Annotated in this window: 15 protein-coding genes; 2 read left to right on the plus strand and 13 right to left on the minus strand. The window is 65.9% G+C overall.

Annotation, left to right across the window (positions count from 1 at the left end):
- Positions 1 to 125 precede the first annotated feature (125 nt).
- Entirely contained in the window at positions 126 to 1268 is a 1143-nt protein-coding gene (mnmA, locus tag CFP68_RS01390) for a tRNA 2-thiouridine(34) synthase MnmA (protein ID WP_099824174.1), read from the plus strand.
- A gap of 101 nt (positions 1269 to 1369) precedes the next feature.
- On the opposite strand, the gene CFP68_RS01395 is transcribed toward mnmA, so the two are convergent.
- The 13 genes from CFP68_RS01395 to pyrH all read right to left on the minus strand — a co-directional run bounded on the left by CFP68_RS01395 (position 1370) and on the right by pyrH (position 13636).
- Entirely contained in the window at positions 1370 to 2536 is a 1167-nt protein-coding gene (locus CFP68_RS01395; protein WP_241523925.1) for a lipid-A-disaccharide synthase, read from the minus strand.
- Positions 2533 to 3468: an LpxI family protein gene (locus CFP68_RS01400; protein WP_099823689.1), complete on the minus strand. Its 936-nt coding sequence runs from the start codon at positions 3466 to 3468 to the stop codon at positions 2533 to 2535. Before CFP68_RS01400 ends, CFP68_RS01395 begins: the two co-directional genes overlap by 4 nt.
- Positions 3465 to 4262, minus strand: a complete 798-nt coding sequence (lpxA, locus tag CFP68_RS01405; RefSeq protein WP_099823691.1) for an acyl-ACP--UDP-N-acetylglucosamine O-acyltransferase — start codon at positions 4260 to 4262, stop codon at positions 3465 to 3467. The genes CFP68_RS01400 and lpxA overlap by 4 nt, the downstream gene beginning before the upstream one ends.
- On the minus strand, positions 4262 to 4732 hold the full coding sequence (gene fabZ, locus CFP68_RS01410; RefSeq protein ID WP_099823693.1) for a 3-hydroxyacyl-ACP dehydratase FabZ: 471 nt from the start codon (positions 4730 to 4732) through the stop codon (positions 4262 to 4264). The genes lpxA and fabZ overlap by 1 nt, the downstream gene beginning before the upstream one ends.
- Positions 4733 to 4797: 65 nt before the next feature.
- Positions 4798 to 5400 carry an OmpH/Skp family outer membrane protein gene (locus CFP68_RS01415; protein ID WP_099823695.1) on the minus strand — a complete coding sequence of 201 codons (603 nt, stop codon included), beginning with the start codon at positions 5398 to 5400 and terminating at the stop codon, positions 4798 to 4800.
- 1 nt (position 5401) lies between these two features.
- Complete coding sequence (gene bamA / locus CFP68_RS01420) at positions 5402 to 7747, minus strand: outer membrane protein assembly factor BamA (protein WP_099823697.1); 2346 nt, start codon at positions 7745 to 7747, stop codon at positions 5402 to 5404.
- 132 nt (positions 7748 to 7879) lie between these two features.
- Entirely contained in the window at positions 7880 to 8005 is a 126-nt protein-coding gene (locus CFP68_RS18565; RefSeq protein ID WP_277621450.1) for a hypothetical protein, read from the minus strand.
- 85 nt (positions 8006 to 8090) lie between these two features.
- Complete coding sequence (gene rseP / locus CFP68_RS01425; protein WP_099823699.1) at positions 8091 to 9437, minus strand: RIP metalloprotease RseP; 1347 nt, start codon at positions 9435 to 9437, stop codon at positions 8091 to 8093.
- A 54-nt stretch (positions 9438 to 9491) separates the two neighbouring features.
- The gene (gene dxr, locus CFP68_RS01430; RefSeq protein ID WP_241523903.1) at positions 9492 to 10664 is read right to left on the minus strand and encodes a 1-deoxy-D-xylulose-5-phosphate reductoisomerase; all 1173 of its coding nucleotides are present in this window, start codon (positions 10662 to 10664) and stop codon (positions 9492 to 9494) included.
- Positions 10661 to 11452, minus strand: a complete 792-nt coding sequence (locus tag CFP68_RS01435; protein WP_099823701.1) for a phosphatidate cytidylyltransferase — start codon at positions 11450 to 11452, stop codon at positions 10661 to 10663. The genes dxr and CFP68_RS01435 overlap by 4 nt, the downstream gene beginning before the upstream one ends.
- Entirely contained in the window at positions 11449 to 12180 is a 732-nt protein-coding gene (gene uppS / locus CFP68_RS01440; RefSeq protein WP_099823703.1) for a polyprenyl diphosphate synthase, read from the minus strand. Before uppS ends, CFP68_RS01435 begins: the two co-directional genes overlap by 4 nt.
- 60 nt (positions 12181 to 12240) lie before the next feature.
- The gene (gene frr, locus CFP68_RS01445; RefSeq protein WP_099823705.1) at positions 12241 to 12807 is read right to left on the minus strand and encodes a ribosome recycling factor; all 567 of its coding nucleotides are present in this window, start codon (positions 12805 to 12807) and stop codon (positions 12241 to 12243) included.
- A gap of 88 nt (positions 12808 to 12895) precedes the next feature.
- On the minus strand, positions 12896 to 13636 hold the full coding sequence (pyrH, locus tag CFP68_RS01450; protein ID WP_099823707.1) for a UMP kinase: 741 nt from the start codon (positions 13634 to 13636) through the stop codon (positions 12896 to 12898).
- Positions 13637 to 13738: 102 nt separating this feature from the next.
- On the opposite strand from pyrH, the gene miaA reads away from it, so the two are divergent.
- Positions 13739 to 14635, plus strand: a complete 897-nt coding sequence (gene miaA / locus CFP68_RS01455; RefSeq protein WP_241523904.1) for a tRNA (adenosine(37)-N6)-dimethylallyltransferase MiaA — start codon at positions 13739 to 13741, stop codon at positions 14633 to 14635.
- The last annotated feature ends 2 nt before the right edge of the window (positions 14636 to 14637 follow it).

Genomic DNA, 14637 nt, shown 5'->3' on the forward strand with positions numbered 1-14637 from the left:
TTTTGTCCCCACGCGACAAAAGCTAGCCCCGCACACTTAACCAGCGGTGAAACGGCGCCTTGATAATGCTGGCAATTTTCTTATATTCCGCCCAGCCGGGATGGCCCCGGCCGAAGGAAAACCAGATGGCGCTCGACACCCGCACACCGTTGAATTCACTGGGCTTTGCCAAGTCCCCTGCCGATACGCGCGTTGTCGTCGCGATGTCCGGCGGCGTGGACAGCTCGGTCGTGGCCGCGATGTTGGCGGAAGAAGGCTACGATGTCGTTGGTGTGACGCTGCAACTTTACGATCACGGTGCGGCGCTGGCCAAGAAAGGCGCCTGCTGCGCCGGGCGCGACATTCACGACGCCCGCCGCGTGGCCGAGGACATGGGTTTTCCCCACTATGTCCTCGATTACGAAAACACCTTCCGCGAAGCGGTGATCGACGAATTTGCCGACAGCTATCTGGCGGGGGCCACACCCGTGCCCTGCATCCGCTGCAACGAACGAGTCAAGTTCAAGGATCTGCTGCAGACGGCACGCGATCTCGATGCCGATTGCATGGCGACGGGGCACTACATCCAGCGCCGGATGGGCGACAACGGCCCCGAGCTGCACAGTGCGGCCGATGCGAATCGCGATCAATCCTACTTCCTGTTTTCCACGACGGCCGAGCAGTTGGAATATCTGCGGTTTCCGCTGGGCCACCTGGCCAGCAAGGCCGAAACCCGCGCCCTGGCCGCGAAATATGGCCTGTCCGTCGCCGACAAGCCCGACAGCCAGGATATCTGCTTCGTGCCCAACGGAAACTACGCGGCGGTGATCGAAAAGTTGCGCCCGGGTGCCGCCGATCCGGGCCGCATCGTCGATACCGAGGGGCGCGATCTGGGGGCGCATCGCGGCGTCATCCACTATACCGTGGGACAGCGCCGCGGCCTCGGCATCGGCGGGCTGGCGGATCCGCTTTACGTTGTCCGGCTGGATGTCGACCGGCGTGAAGTCATCGTCGGCCCGAAATCCATGCTGGCCACCCGTCGGGTTCCCCTGCGCGAGATCAACTGGCTGGGCGACGCCCCCCTGAGCAGTCGGAAATCATGGGACGTCAACGTCCGCGTCCGCTCCACCCGGCCGCCGCACGCTGCGGTGATCCACCCGATTTCGGATACCGAGGCGACGGTCGAACTGATGACCGCGGAAGAAGGTGTCTCGCCCGGACAGGCCTGTGTTTTCTATGATCCCGAAAGTCCGCGCGTTCTGGGCGGCGGCTGGATCTGGCGCGGCTGAGACACCAGAACGCCCCGCACCTTCTTACTGACCGAAATACTCCCGCCGGAGGCGCCTTGGGTCGCCGCGCCGAACCACGTTCTATTTTCCCGCCAGCCCCGTCAGCCGGGCCCGGCTTGCAATCCGTCCAGAACCGCGCGGGCGGCGCGCAGGCCGGGGTCTTCGCCGCCCCGTCCCAAACGCTCCATCGTGGCCGACAGGGCATCGCATTGGCGCGACGGATCGGCCAGCAGGTCCAGCAGGGCATCGCTGATCGGCCCGGGCAGACATGCCGGCCCGAGGAATTCGGGCACCGCGCGGCTGTCGCTTACCAGGTTGACCAGCGTGACCGTATCGACCCGCACCATCCGGCGCAGGATCGCCCAGGTGAGGCGGTTCATGTCATAGGCGATGACCATCGGCGTTCCGGCCGCCGCCAGCTCCAGCGATACGGTGCCCGATGCCGCCAAGGCTACGTCGGCAGCGGCAAAGGCCTGCCGCTTGCGCATCGTCCCCTCAGCCGGCGACGGGCCACGGGGGTCCAGCACCACGGGGTTCCCCGGCCAACCCGCGACGCCCGCCGCGACCAGATCGGCCACCGGGGCCGCGGCCGGCACCAGAACCCGGGTGTCGGGCCGCGCCGCGACGACCCGCGCGACGGCGGCGCCGAAGATCGGCAACAGCCGCGTCACCTCGCCCTTGCGCGATCCCGGCAGGATCAGCACGACCGGCGCATCCCCAAGGCCCAGCGTGTCGCGCAGGCCGCGGATTGCCGCGCCCTCGATGGCGGGTTCGGCGACCACCGGATGGCCGACGAAATCGCACCGCATGCCGGCCGCTTCCATATAGGGCGGCTCGAACGGCAACAGGGCCAGCACCTGATCGACATGCCGGGCCATCGCCGACGCACGCCCGGGCCGCCAGGCCCAGACCGATGGTGCGACATAATGCACGATCCGGATGTCCGAGCGCGCCCGCACCCGTTGCGCGACGCGCAGGCAGAAATCAGGCGAATCGACCGTGATCAGAACATCGGGGCGTGCGGCCAGAACGGCGTCGGCTGTCTGGATCATCCGGCGGCGCAGGTGCCGGTATTTCGGCAGAACCTCGGCCAGCCCCATGACCGACAGTTCCTCCATGGGGAACAGGCTTTCCAAGCCTTCCGCCTGCATCAACGGGCCGCCGACACCTTCGAAATCCACCGCGGGATGCAGCCGTCGCAGCCCGCCCATCAACGCCGCGGCCAGGCGATCGCCCGAGGGTTCGCCGGCAATGACGAAGGCGTTCAGTCTGCCGGTCTGATCCAAACGAAGACTCCCTCGGCGTCGGCCTGTTCGCGCACCTGATCGGCGTTCAGCACCATGACTCCGCCTGCCTCGACAACCACACCGCGCAACCCGGCGCTGACGCATTGCGCGATGGTGTCGGGGCCGATGGCCGGAAGGTCGATGCGGCGTTCCTGACCGGGTTTCGGCGCCTTGAACAACAGCCCGCCGGGCGGCAGGCTTTCCACATAGAGCGGCCCCGCCGCCCCCCGCGCCGCCAGGAAACCGACGGCGCGGCCGACACTGGATCCGACGGACATGGTGTCGCCGGCCTGCGCGCCCCAGGCGATATCCGGCAGGCCATCGCGGGCGGCCCGGATCGTGCCCAACATCCATTCCGTGCCCGGCGTCGTCTCGACCGCCAGCACCTGGCCCGCCGAGACGACACAGGCCTGCCCGATATCCGCCTGACCCAGCGCGGCAACAACCGCGGCGCCCCGCGCGGCGTCCACGCGCGCGCCGTCATCGGCCGCATGGCGACCCAACATGCCAGCCGGCGGCAACACCCCCGGCAGAAGATCGACCGCTCCGACAACCTCGAATTCTGCGTCCTCGAAGATATCGACCACCACGTTGAAGGCAGCATCGTCGCCCTGCGCCAGCGCCGTCATCATGCGCGGCACCACCGGCATGGTGGCCGCGTCGATGGCGCCCGGATCGACCGGGGGCCGGCGGATTGCGCCGGCAAAACACACCTGTGTCACATCACGTTCGCGCAGGGTCTTCAGAAAGCTGCCCAGTGTCTCCAGCCGGAACCGCAGGATATCGCGCCCGCGGCTGTTCTCGACCCGCACATCGTCCAGTGCGGCCAAGATCACCGGCATCGCGCGCGTTTCGAGTTCCGCCAGCAACAGGCCGGGAAGATCGCCTTCCCCCGCGATCAAAGCCAGGGTCATGACGGGGTCAGGAAACCGCGATCGCTGTCGGCGAGCACGAAATCCACGATCTGCCTGACATAGGCGCTTTCGGTGTCATCGCCCAACCGCCGGGCGCGATCCTGAAACGCGCCTTCGCCCTGTTTCAGCATCTGGAACGCGGCGCGCAAGGCGGTGATGTCGGCGCGGCTGACGCCCTTGCGCTTCAACCCGACAAGGTTCAGGCCGTCCAGCTCGCCGCGCGGCGCCTGCACCAGGGCGTGGGGGATCACGTCATGGGTCACCATGGTGACGGCGCCGATGATCGCGCCCTCGCCGATCCGCACCCATTGATGGATGCCAGACAGGCCGCCGACGATCACGTCGTCGCCCAGAACGCAGTGCCCGGCCAGCGCCGAATTGTTCACCATGATCACGCGGTCGCCGACCCGGCAATCGTGGGCCACGTGGGCCCCGGCCATGATCAGGCAATCGTCACCGATCCGCGTGACACCGCCGCCCTGTTCGGTGCCGGTATTGATCGTGACGTGTTCGCGGATCCGGCACCGCGCGCCGATCACGAGGTCGGTCTGTTCGCCGCCGAACTTCAGATCCTGAGGGATTTCACCGATGCAGGCGAACGAGAACACGTCGCACCCATCACCGATCGTCGTGCGCCCGGTGACCATAGCATGGGCGCGCAGCCGCACATCGGCCCCCAGCGTCACATCCGGGCCGACAACGCAAAACGGCCCGATGTCAGCCCGCGCGCCGATCACGGCGCCGTCTTCGATCACGGCCGAGGGATGGATGCGGGCGGAAGGTTCGATGGCCATTACTTCGGAACGTCGATCATGGCGGTGAATTCCGCCTCGCAGGCCAACTGGCCGTCAACCGTCGCGCGGCCGTTGAATTTCCAGACCTTGCCGCCACCACGCAGGGTCGTGACATGCATTTCGAGAACATCGCCCGGCACGACCTTGCGGCGGAACTTGGCCTTCTCGACCGACATGAAATAGACCAGCGCGCCCTTGCCCTCAAGCTCGAGCGCGACACCCACCATCACCGCCGCGGTTTGCGCCATCGCCTCGACGATCAGGACGCCGGGCATGATCGGGGCGGCAGGAAAATGCCCCTGGAAGTGCGGTTCGTTGAAGGTGACATTCTTGATGCCGACGGCGCTTTCGGATCCCGAGATGTCGCGCACCCGATCCACCAGAAGGAACGGGTAACGGTGCGGAATGATCCGCTGGATCAGGTCCAGGTCGGCGGTGGTCTTGTCGGAGTTCGGATTGGTATCGCTCATGTCTCATCCTTGCGTGTTGATCCTGCGTAGCAAGCGCGACAGGACACCGCAAGCAAGGCGCGCCCTCAGGGGGATTGCGATGCCGGCCCGGTGTCCGCGGGGGGAAGCGCGGGGATCACGTTTTCCTCGCCCTGCCCGTCGCCGATCTCGGCATCGATCCGCGCAATAGCCTCTTGCGTGATGTCCATCGCATCCACCGACAACAGAACCGCGCGGCCGTCGACGATGGCGACGGCGCCGCGGTCGCGCATGATCTGGCCCAGGATCCGGGCGACCCGCGCAAAGAATGCCTGTTGCGCATCATCGCTGGCCTGTTCGATCGCCGCCGACTTCGCATCCTGCGCCTCGCGCGTCGCCCGGACGCGGGCGTCGAATTCATTGGCAAGCGGCGCGAATTCATCGTTGTCCATGGTGGCACGCCGCACCGTCAGGGCCTGTTCCTCGGCCACCAGTTCGGCTTCGATGCGGCGGTTTTCGGCGGCCAGCGCCTCGAACCGCCCGGCAATGTCGGCGCGGATCCGCTTGCCAAAAGCCGAGCGCAGGAAAAGCTCCTCCTGATCGACGATCAACAATGGCATCGCGGTGTCGGGCGCGGCCGGCCGCTGCTGGGCCTGGGCCGCGGTCAGGCCCAACCCGACAACAACCGCCAGAACCAACAGCCGGATCATGTCAGAACCGGGTCGAGATCGTCAGGTTGAAGTTCTGCTCGTCGTCATAGTCTTCCTTGACCAGCGCCTTGGCGAAGTTGAAGCGCAGCGGGCCGATGGGCGTGTCCCAGAACACCGAAACCCCGATGGATGACCGCAGATGCGCGCTGTCGTCGACCGCGACGCCGCCGGCGCCGATGGTGTCGTCCAGACCCCAAACCGTGCCGGCATCGAAGAACACACCGCCGCTGATCCCGTATTCCTCGGGGATCCCCAGCGGGAACTCGGCCTCGAGCCTTGCAACGGCGAACATGTTGCCGCCCAGGGCGTCTTGGTTCTTGGCGTTGATGTCACGGGGCCCGACCCCCTTGACCGCGAAACCGCGCAACTGGTTCGTGCCAAGGAAGAACCGGTCGGTCAGGCGCGACCCGTTGTTGCTGCCCAGGCTGTGCACTGCACCGCCTTCGATGGTGGCGCTCAGCGTCACCTCTTCGTTCATCACCGTGGTCTGGGCCGTGGCAAGGGCGGTCGTGCGGACATACTGCGTGTCACCGCCGATCCCTGCAAAGTCCTGACCAAAGCGCAACAGGATCCCGGCGTTCGGGTTCAGCCCGGTGCGACGGGTGTCGAAGCTGTATGAATATCCCAGTGAACTGGTATAAAGTGCTCCGGCTTCGGCCTGAAGGATCGGCGAGCTGTCGGTTGAGACGTTGAAGATCTTGTCCTCGGACAGGCGATAATTCACGCCCAGCTGACCGTTTTCCGAGACCGGGAACCTGAAGCCGGTCTCGAACCCGGCGATGCGGGTGTCGTAATAGGAATTGTCCTGTTCCGTCTGCGAATAGAACGCGCGGAAGCGGAACTGAAGATCACGGCCCAGGAACGCCGGCTCGATGAACTCGATCTGCGAGCTGGCCGAATCCGTGCCCGTGGCCACGTCCAGGTTCAACGTCTGGCCCCGACCAAGGAAGTTGCGTTCGGAAAAACCGATCGTCGCGCCCGGTCCGCTGTCCTGGCTATAGCTTGCGCCGAACGTCAGGCTGCCCGTGGGCTGTTCGTCGACGTCGACGTCGATGATGACCTGGTCCTCGGCCGACCCTTGGCGCGATTCGACCCCGGCGTCTGCAAAATATCCCAGCGCGCGGATACGCTCGGCGCTCTGGCGGATCTCGCGCGGGTTGAACGGGTCGCCCTCGACGATCTTGAACTGTCGGCGGATCACCCGGTCCAGCGTGGTCTGGTTGCCCTCGATGTCGATCCGTTCGACGAAGATCCGCGGACCACGCGACAGCACGTAATCGATGTTCAGGATCTGGTTTCGCGCGTCGCGGCTGACCTGCGGATCGACCCGCACGAAGTTCAGCCCGCGTTTCAGGGCCAGACGCTCCATCCGGGTGATGTCGTTTTCCAGGGCGACCGGCGAATAGGTTTGCCCCGGTTTCACCTTGGCAACGGCCAGGAAATCGTTGGCATCGATCCCTTCGATCTCGGACGTGGCCGAGACTTCGCCGAACTTGAACCGCTGGCCTTCCTGCACGTTGAACGTCACAAAGAACGCGTTGCGCTCGCGCGAGAATTCGCTGCTGACGTTCTGAATGCGGAAGTCGGCATAGCCGCGCGAGGTATAGAAGTCGCGCAGAAGCTGCTTGTCCAGATCCAGCCGCTCGGCGACGAAGTTGTCCGACTGAACGATGGCGCGCAGGAAACCCGTCTGCTTGGACGCGAGAACACGCCGCAGGCGACGGTCGGAATAGGCGCGGTTGCCGACGAACGACACGCGTTCGGTTTCGACCACCTTGCCTTCGGCAATCTCGAACACCAGATCGACGCGGTTGTCCGACCGGCGAATGATCTTGGGCGTCACCGTCGCGGCCAGACGCCCCCGAGCCTCGTAGATCTCGACGATGGCGGCGGCGTCGGCCTCGGCCTGGGTGGGGTTGTAGACGCGGCGCGCCTGCGATTGGACGGCGGCCATCAGTTCATCGTCCTTCAGGCGCCGGTTGCCTTCGATGTTGATGCGGCTGACGGTCGGCCATTCGCGGACCTTGATGACCAGCGTGCCGCCCTGCGGGACCAGTTCGACGGTTTCGAACAGGCCCGATCCGGCCAGCCGCTGATAGGCGTCGTTCAGTTCACCGGCGCTGACCGCCCCACCCTGCCCGAGCCCGGCATAGGACAGGATCGTGCGCGGTTCGATCCGCTGGTTGCCTTCGATGGTGACATTGGAAAAGCTGTAGGTCTGGGCACCGGCCGGGCTGACCGCCAACGGTCCGACAGCCCCCGCCGCCACCAGAACAACGAATGAAACCGATCCCCCCAACAGCGCGGACCGTCCGTGACGCAAAACGCCTTTGCCCAATTTGCCCATCTGCCCCGTTCCAATCCAGCAACCTGTTGTCAGTTGGTTAGCCGGATTGCGGGGGCTTGTCAAAACGCACGACACCGGAAAACGGTATAAATCCGACCAATCCGGCCCAATATGCTGTGGACAATCCCGGCGTCAGAACGACCCGATGTAGGCACCCATCATCAGCGCGGCCGCAAGGGCGCCGAGATAGATCAGGCGATCGCTGTTCAGGTCGATCAGAAGAGACAGACCTTTGGCCCCGTTCTCGATATAACGCATGATGCTCCCCTCCGTCCGAGTGCGATTGGATCGCGGAAAGGAATAATCAACAAATAAGGCCCAATTACGGCAGGGCGCAGATATATCAGGGGCAGAACAGATCGTTCGTCAGCGCGAACAGCATCAGCGTTCCCAGAAGCGAAAGACCGATGATCATGAAGATCCGCAGCGCGCCTTCGCTGGGCGGCTTTCCGGCAATCGCCTCGTAGGCATAAAAGACAAGGTGTCCGCCGTCCAGAACCGGGATCGGGAACAGGTTCAGCAGGCCGACCGCCGTGGACAGCACGGCGATGAACCAGATGAAGGTCAGCCCGCCCTGGGACGCCGCCGCGCCGCTGGTCTGGGCGATGCCGATGGGGCCTTGCAAGCCGCAGCTGCTGATCGCGCCGACGGCCATGTGATACAGGCCCGACACACTGGACTTCGCGATATACCATGTCTGTCCCGCCGCCGATCCGACCGCGTCGAACAGGCCGGGCGTCTCGGTCTGGGGCGTAAAGAACAGGCCGCCCGAGATTCCGATCAGCCAACGGGTTTCGAAACCACCTTCGGCCCGGGGCAGATCGACCCGGCGCGGCGACATCTCGACCGTGCGCGTGGTGCCGGTGCCGTCCTCCATGCGCCAGATTTCCATCGACAGCGTGCCGCCTTCGGCCGCGGCCACCCGGGCGGGAAGCTGATCGAAGGCGAAGATCGGATCGCCGTCCACCGACAGGATCACGTCGCCGGTCTGCAATCCCGCGTCCATCGCGGCCGATTGCAGCGTCACGCCGTTCACCAGCGGCGGATAGGGATGCGGGCCGCGCACGACCCGTTCGGCCCCGTCGCGCGACACGGTATATTCCATTTCCGGCTGCAACGGCAGATCGGCGATATAGGAATCGAGCTGGGCCAGCGGCGGCGTCGGGCGACCGTCGATCGCCAGCAGGGTATCGCCCGCCTCGACCTGTTGCACCGCATAGGGCAGCGGCATCACCGTCTCGGCCGTCAACGGGTCGGTGGCGACGCCACGCCCCAACATCACGGCGGTGAAGATCAGGATCGAGAAGACGAAGTTGAACCCCGGCCCCGCCGCCACCGTGGCGGCCCGCGCCCAGAGCGGCGCGCCTGTCATGGTGCGGCGTTTCTCGGCCGCGCTGAGTGTCGAGACATCCGCCGCCTCGACACTGGCGGCATCCGCGTCACCGGCAAACTTGACATAACCGCCAAAGGGCAACGCCGCGACCTGCCAGCGGGTGCCACGCTTGTCGATCCGCGAATAGATCACCGGCCCGAATCCCAGCGAGAAGACATCGGCGTGAATCCCCGACCAGCGGCCCACGATGTAATGGCCGTATTCATGGACCGCGACGATCACCGACAGCGCCACGATGAACGCGACGACGGAATAGAAGAAATTGCCGAAGGACGGGATCAGTCCGATGAAATCCATGAAATGCCGCTGCCTGTTCTTGTTCTGTTTGTGCCCCGATGCCGCGCGCCGGGGCTATGCGCCGATTGCCTCGTCCACCGCCACCCGTGCCAGATGGTCTGCATGGGCGACGGTATCAAGGGAAATCGCGGCGTTCATCAGGCTGTCCGCTGACAGTTTCGTCATCGCCGCCTCGACCACGCGTGCCATGTCGGTGAAACCGATGCGGCGCGCGATGAAGGCATCCAGCGCGCGTTCCTTGGCGCCGTTGAACACCGCCCCCGCGTGCCCGCCGGCGGCCATGACGTATCGCGCGAGGCGCAGCGCCGGATAGCGAGCGTCGTCGGGCGGACGGAAGGTGAATTGCCCGATCGCGGCGAAATCCAGCCGCTCGACCGGCAGCGCGCGCCGGTCCGGCCAGTGCAACGCATACCCGATGGCGTGGCGCATGTCGGCCGGTCCCACATGGGCCATCAACCCGCCGTCGTTGAAGCCGACCATGGCGTGAATCATCGATTCGGGATGGACCAGCGCCTCGATCCGGTCGGGCGATATGCCGAAAAACTCCTTGGTTTCGATCAGTTCCAGCGCCTTGTTGAACATGCTGGCGGAATCGATGGTGATCCGTTGCCCCATGTCCCAGTTCGGATGCGACGCGGCCTGTTCGGGGGTGGCGCCGGCCAGCCGGTCCAGTGGCCAGTCGCGGAACGCGCCGCCCGATGCGGTGATGATCACCCGTTCCACCGTGGCGATATCCTCGCCGCCAAGAGCCTGGAAGACCGCCGAATGTTCGCTGTCGACCGGCAGGATCCGGGCGCCATAGGCCCGGGCCGTGGCCAGCATCAGCGGCCCGGCCGTAACCAGGCTTTCCTTGTTGGCAAGGGCCAGGGTCGCCCCCTGCTCCAGTGCCGCGATCCCCGGCGGCAGGCCGGCCGCGCCGACGATGGCCGACATCACCCAATCCGCCGGGCGCATGGCAGCCTCGCGGATCGCCGGCGCGCCCGCCGCGGTCTCGATGCCCGTTCCGGCCAGCCGGTCGCGCAGGTCCGCCAGGCAATCGGCGTGGGCGGTGACGGCGATTTCCGCCCGGTGGCGGCGCGCCTGTTCGGCCAGCAAGGCGGTGTTGCGCCCGCCGGTCAGGGCGACGACGCGATATTCGTCGGGCGCGCGCGCAATCAGATCCAGGGTATTGCAACCGATGGACCCGGTCGCGCCGAACACCGAAATCCGGCGCGGCGTCACGGTCACATCGCGCCCGGTGGGAAATCGACAAGCTGTTCGACCAGCAACAGGAAAACCGCCGCCCCCAGCATGCCGTCGAACCGGTCGAACAAACCGCCGTGGCCCGGCAACAGGCTGCTGCTGTCCTTGACGCCGACGCGGCGCTTGACGGCGGATTCCGCGATATCGCCCAACTGGCTGGCCATGGAGATCGCGACCGAGATGCCGATCAACTGCCAGCCGGCGTCAGCGATCACCGCGAACAGGGCGCCGACGATCCCGGCGCCGATCCATCCCGCAGCGGTGCCCGACCAGGTTTTCTTGGGGCTGACGCGGGGCCAGAATTTCGGCCCGCCGATGAAGCGGCCCGCGAAATACCCGGCGATGTCGGTGGTCGCCACGACCAGCACCAGCCACAACAACCACGTGAAGCCGAAGTCGCTGCGCTGGATCAACAACCCGAACCCGGCCAACAGGATCATCGTGGTGAAGATGGCAAAGGTCGCCCGGCGGTGCGACAACTGACCGAACCCCAGAAACGCCGGCGCCAGAAGCAGCGGCAATGCGAAACCGGGCGGCAGAAGCTCGGCCGCAAGGATGGCAACCCCGGCAAATCCGGCGATGACCAGCGCGGGCGCCTTGGGGTCCAGCATCCGGGTCAGCTCCCAGACGATGACGGCGACCACGCCGACGATCAGCGCCAGGAAGAACAGACCGCCCAGCCATGCACAGATGAGCCCGACGACCGCGACACCGGCCCCCGATGCCACGCGCACCACAAGATCGTCCCAACGCCCGCTTCCCGGTACACTCATGCCGGGACGGCACCGAACCGGCGGTCACGGGCCGAAAACGCGCCCAGGACCTTGGCAAACTCGGCGACCGTGAAATCCGGCCACAGCGTATCCACGAAATCGTATTCCGCATAGGCCGACTGCCACAGCAGGAAGTTGGAGATCCGCGCCTCGCCGCTGGTGCGGATCACCAGATCGGGATCGGGCAGGAAACAGGTGTCGAGGAACCGCGCCAGCGTCGTCTCGTCCACGGTTTCGGGGTCCAGCCGACCGGCCGCGACCTCTTTTGCCAGCCGCTTGGTGGCGCGGGCCACCTCGTCGCGCCCGCCATAGTTCAGCGCGACCGTCAGGTGAACGCGGTCGTTCCGGCTGGTCAGCAGTTCGATTTCGTCCATCACGCGGCACAGTTTCGGGTCCAGCTTGACCCGGTCACCGATGAACCGCACGCGCACCCGTTCGGCCAGAAGATCGCGGGCCTCCGACTGGATATAGCGGCGAAACAGCTTCATCAGGCCGGAAACCTCGGCCTGGGTGCGGCGCCAGTTCTCCGTCGAGAAGGCGAAAACGGTCATGTATTTCACGCCGTAATCCGGGCAGGCGCGGACGATTTCCTTGACCCGCTTGACCCCGGCATGGTGGCCGAACAGGCGGGGCTGGCCGCGCGATTGGGCCCATCGGCCGTTGCCGTCCATGATGACGGCGACGTGGCGTGGGCCCTGCGTCGGCGTTTCAGTCTTGTCGGTGCTCACGTTGCCTCTCCTGTCCTGGCGACGGCGCGCCCCGACCGATCGCCGGATCGCGCGCAGGGCTCAGACCTGCATGATTTCTTCCTGTTTGCTGCTCAGCGCGGCGTCGATGCGGGCGATGGCGGCATCGGTCATGTTCTGCACCTCGGCGGTCCAGACCTTGTGATCGTCCTCGGACATGCCGGCGGCCTTGAATTTCTTCAGCTGGTCCATGCTGTCGCGCCGCACGTTGCGGATGGCGACGCGGGCATCTTCGGTGCGCTGGCTTGCCACCTTGGTCAGTTGAACGCGGCGTTCCTCGTTCAGTTCCGGGATCGGCAGGCGGATGGTCATGCCGTCGATCACGGGATTGATGCCCAGACCGCTTTCGCGGATCGCCTTTTCGACCTTGCCCATCAGCGCCTTGTCCCAGACGGTGACGGTGACCATGCGCGGTTCGGGCACGTTGATCGTGCCGACCTGGTTGATCGGGGTCGGCTGGCCATAGGCATCGACCATGATCGGCTCGACCATCGAGCTGGACGCGCGCCCGGTGCGCAGCGATGCGAATTCATGGCGCAACGCCTCCATCGCGCCATCCATGCGGCGCTGAATATCGTCGATGTCGAGTTCAAAATCGTCGTCTGCCATGTCGTTCCTCATGTACTCGCCGGTCTTTCCAGACCGTTCACCGGGTTATAACGTCAGATGCCGGCCGTTGTATAGGCTCGGGCGCGGGTTAGCCGTGCACCACCGTATAGGTGCCCTGCCCGGCCAGGATGCCGCGAAAGCCGCCCGGTTCGTCCAGCGAGAACACGACGATGGGCAGCTTGTTGTCGCGGGCCAGCGCGATGGCCGAGGCATCCATGACCTTGAGGTTCTTCATCAGAACGTCGTCATAGGTGATCCGGTCGAACCGCTTGGCATCGGGATTGGTCAGCGGATCGCTGTCATACACCCCGTCGACACCCTTCTTGCCCATGAAGATGGCTTCGCACGTCATCTCGCTGGCGCGCAGGGTGGCGGCGGTGTCGGTGGTGAAATACGGGTTGCCCGTGCCGGCGGCAAAGATGCAGACGCGCTTCTTCTCCAGGTGGCGCACGGCGCGCCGCCGGATGTAGGGTTCGCACACCTGGTCCATCGGGATGGCCGAAATCACCCGCGTATGCACGCCCAACTCCTCGAGCGCGCTCTGCATGGCCAGCGCGTTCATCACCGTGGCCAGCATTCCCATGTAATCGGCGGTGGTGCGCTCCATGCCCTGGGCCGACCCCTGAAGCCCGCGAAAGATGTTGCCGCCGCCGATCACCATGCAGATCTCGACCCCCATCTCGTGCACGGTCTGCACCTCGTGGGCGATCCGCTGGACCGTGGGCGGATGCAGCCCGAACTTGGTATCGCCCATCAGCGCCTCGCCGGAAATCTTCAGAAGCACCCGCCGATAGGTGGTGCCGGTCGCAGTCGGGCGTGGCTCGGTCATGTGAGGGGTCCGTTCCTGATGTCTGAGTGTGATTGTGCTGGCGCGCAAAGTGTCGCAAAACCTGCGGGAATTCAATGCGCCAAACGCAGGGGAACATCGGCAATGGCCGAGACGATGGACACCGCGCGGATCCTTGCCGCCGCCGGGCACGACACCCCCGTTCTGATCACCGGCCCCACGGCTTCGGGAAAGTCGGCGCTGGCGCTGCGGATCGCGGAATCGGCAGGCGGCACGATCATCAATGCCGACGCGCTTCAGGTGTTTGCCAACTGGCGCATCCTGACGGCCCGCCCCACGCCCGGGGACGCGGCGCGCGCGCCCCACCGGCTGTATGGCCATGTCGCGGGCGATGCACCCTATTCGGTCGGTCACTGGCTGCGCGATGTCGCGCCCTTGCTGTCGAACGCGCGCCCCATCGTGGTCGGCGGCACCGGCCTGTATTTCTCGGCCCTGACCGAGGGGCTGGCCGAGATTCCGCCGACCCCGGCCGTGGTGCGTGCTCGGGGCGATGCCTTATTGCGCGACCACGGCATCGGCGCGATGCTGTCCGCGCTCGACGCCCAGACCGCCGGGCGCATCGACCGGCTGAACCCGGCCCGGGTCCAGCGCGCCTGGGAGGTGCAGACAACCACCGGTCGCGGCCTCGCCGCATGGCAGGACGACACGCCACCGCCCCTGCTGCCCCGCTCGGACGCGCTGTGCGTTCTGGTGGATCCCGGGCGCGATGCGCTGTTGGCGCGGATCGAGGCGCGATTCGATGCCATGCTGGCCGGCGGCGTTCTGGACGAGGCACGGGCCAATCTGGCCACCTGGTCGCCGCGTCATCCGTCCGCGAAGGCGATCGGCGCGCCCGAGCTGATCGCCCATCTGAACGGCGAGATCACGCTGGACGCGGCCCGCGACCGCGTGATCGTCGCCACCCGCCAATATGCCAAACGTCAGCGGACCTGGTTTCGCAAGCGGATGGCCGGCTGGACCCGGCTGGCATTGTCGCACTGACG

It is taken from the genome of Oceaniglobus indicus, from assembly GCF_002751875.1.
GTDB classification, from domain to species: domain Bacteria; phylum Pseudomonadota; class Alphaproteobacteria; order Rhodobacterales; family Rhodobacteraceae; genus Oceaniglobus; species Oceaniglobus indicus.

Excerpts from the sequence above, each read along its gene's own strand:
- mnmA (WP_099824174.1), top strand. The coding sequence starts at position 126 with ATGGCGCTCGACACCCGCACACCGTTGAATTCACTGGGCTTTGCCAAG.
- CFP68_RS01400 (WP_099823689.1), bottom strand. The coding sequence starts at position 3,468 with ATGACCCTGGCTTTGATCGCGGGGGAAGGCGATCTTCCCGGCCTGTTG.
- lpxA (WP_099823691.1), bottom strand. The coding sequence starts at position 4,262 with ATGGCCATCGAACCTTCCGCCCGCATCCATCCCTCGGCCGTGATCGAA.
- fabZ (WP_099823693.1), bottom strand. The coding sequence starts at position 4,732 with ATGAGCGATACCAATCCGAACTCCGACAAGACCACCGCCGACCTGGAC.
- CFP68_RS01415 (WP_099823695.1), bottom strand. The coding sequence starts at position 5,400 with ATGATCCGGCTGTTGGTTCTGGCGGTTGTTGTCGGGTTGGGCCTGACC.
- bamA (WP_099823697.1), bottom strand. The coding sequence starts at position 7,747 with ATGGGCAAATTGGGCAAAGGCGTTTTGCGTCACGGACGGTCCGCGCTG.
- CFP68_RS18565 (WP_277621450.1), bottom strand. The coding sequence starts at position 8,005 with ATGCGTTATATCGAGAACGGGGCCAAAGGTCTGTCTCTTCTGATCGAC.
- rseP (WP_099823699.1), bottom strand. The coding sequence starts at position 9,437 with ATGGATTTCATCGGACTGATCCCGTCCTTCGGCAATTTCTTCTATTCC.
- CFP68_RS01435 (WP_099823701.1), bottom strand. The coding sequence starts at position 11,452 with ATGAGTGTACCGGGAAGCGGGCGTTGGGACGATCTTGTGGTGCGCGTG.
- frr (WP_099823705.1), bottom strand. The coding sequence starts at position 12,807 with ATGGCAGACGACGATTTTGAACTCGACATCGACGATATTCAGCGCCGC.
- pyrH (WP_099823707.1), bottom strand. The coding sequence starts at position 13,636 with ATGACCGAGCCACGCCCGACTGCGACCGGCACCACCTATCGGCGGGTG.
- miaA (WP_241523904.1), top strand. The coding sequence starts at position 13,739 with ATGGCCGAGACGATGGACACCGCGCGGATCCTTGCCGCCGCCGGGCAC.